This is a genomic window from Ancylomarina subtilis (assembly GCF_004217115.1).
Taxonomy (GTDB): domain Bacteria; phylum Bacteroidota; class Bacteroidia; order Bacteroidales; family Marinifilaceae; genus Ancylomarina; species Ancylomarina subtilis.
This window is the reverse complement of the sequence record NZ_SHKN01000011.1, coordinates 1-1,505: the sequence shown is the minus strand read 5'-3', so window position 1 is coordinate 1,505 and position 1,505 is coordinate 1. Positions and strand designations below refer to the sequence as shown.

General features: G+C 33.9%; 1 protein-coding gene and 1 rRNA gene. Both read right to left on the bottom strand.

The features are described from left to right. Positions 1-482: 482 nt before the first annotated feature. Positions 483-890 carry an Ig-like domain-containing domain gene (locus tag EV201_RS16305; protein WP_130308710.1) on the bottom strand — a complete coding sequence of 136 codons (408 nt, stop codon included), beginning with the start codon at positions 888-890 and terminating at the stop codon, positions 483-485. A gap of 332 nt (positions 891-1,222) precedes the next feature. After that, a 5S ribosomal RNA gene (rrf, locus tag EV201_RS16300) occupies positions 1,223-1,333 on the bottom strand. Between the last annotated feature and the right edge of the window lie 172 nt (positions 1,334-1,505).

Sequence of the window (1,505 nt, the reverse complement as noted above, 5' to 3'; positions counted from 1 at the left end):
TACAAACGATTCAAAGATCAGCGCCTCTCTCTTAAAGCGAGTGCAAATATAGACCTTTTTATTTCAACTTTCCTAATGCGAAGATCCACTTTTTTTAATTTAAATCTTAAAGCGCTGAGAAGCAGTATCCATTATTTTCAAAAAAGATTATATTCCTGCTTTTATAGACCCAAAACTAAGGTATCTCCAGAGGGATTATAAAGGGAAAAGATCGATTAATTAGACTCTAGATTTTTTCCAGCTTAAAGTATTCGTATAAATAGAAATTAAATTTCTTGGTACAGGCCTTTCCTGGGGCTATTTCTTAGATTCAGAAAAAGTAAATCAGCATATTTTCTGCCTCTTTTTTTTTCTCAATAAAGGCATTTTTCTATGATTTTAAATTTGAGATGAAGAGTTATTATATAAAAAGAAGACGCACGGATAGGGTAAAAAAGAAAAACCTCTTGAAAAAATCAAATTTAGGATTCGTTTTATGAGGTTTAAAGTATAATATCAAAGGGAAGCCTTGTGAAGGCATCTACGGCATGTCCTTGTATACTTAAAGAATCAAGGCTCTTTCCGGTAGAAAATACATACTGAAAATTACCTAAAGGGTTTCCTTCATTGTTATCAGCAATACCGTCTGCAAAATCAAGTGTGTAAGTTGTATTTGGCTTTAAGCTATCACCCATATCAACATATATAGATTTGCCACGTAAATTCACAGTCGGCTTTCTATCAAGAGGAGGAGATACTACGAATTTTTCATTAATCTCCTTCAACTGTACAAATTCATTGAAATAGATATTCACCTTTCCTCCTTCAACTTCAGTTGAAAAATTAGGTGGAATTGTTTCTTTAACTACAGGAGATTCTTCGTCCTTAGGTCCACCAACTGGATATCCCATGTTTGCACATGAATAAACTAGGGAAGAAATAAACAACCCGATAAGAATTTTACTAGTAAATGCTTTCAATTCGATATGTTTTGATAATGATCTACAAAATTATAAAGATTAAAAACAAAAATAAGTTAATAAAGCCAAAATGCTTATGTCAAAGGTTTTTAATTTCGAATTATTAAGAAATTGATTTGAGATCGAATTAGCTGGACCATCTCAGATGCAATTATCAACCCAATCTACGGAAGAAGCAATTCGTAATTATCAACTCCTAATTGATTTTTGACTTTATACCATAAAAAAAGCGTCTTACTCCTAATTGGAATAAGACGCTTAAAGATTGGCATCGACCTACTCTCCCACCTTTCGGCAGTACCATCGGCGCTAATAGGCTTAACTACTCTGTTCGGTATGGGAAGAGGTGGAACCCTATTGCTATAGATACCTGAAACTGTCATCAACACCAGGGTTGACTTATATTTTAATTCAATTAGAAACCTTTTTCCTATTGAATAATATTTAAATCTAAAAAAAGCGTCTTACTCCATGAGGAATAAGACGCTTAAAGGTTGGCATCGACCTACTCTCCCACCTTTCGGCAGTACCATCGGCGCTAATGGG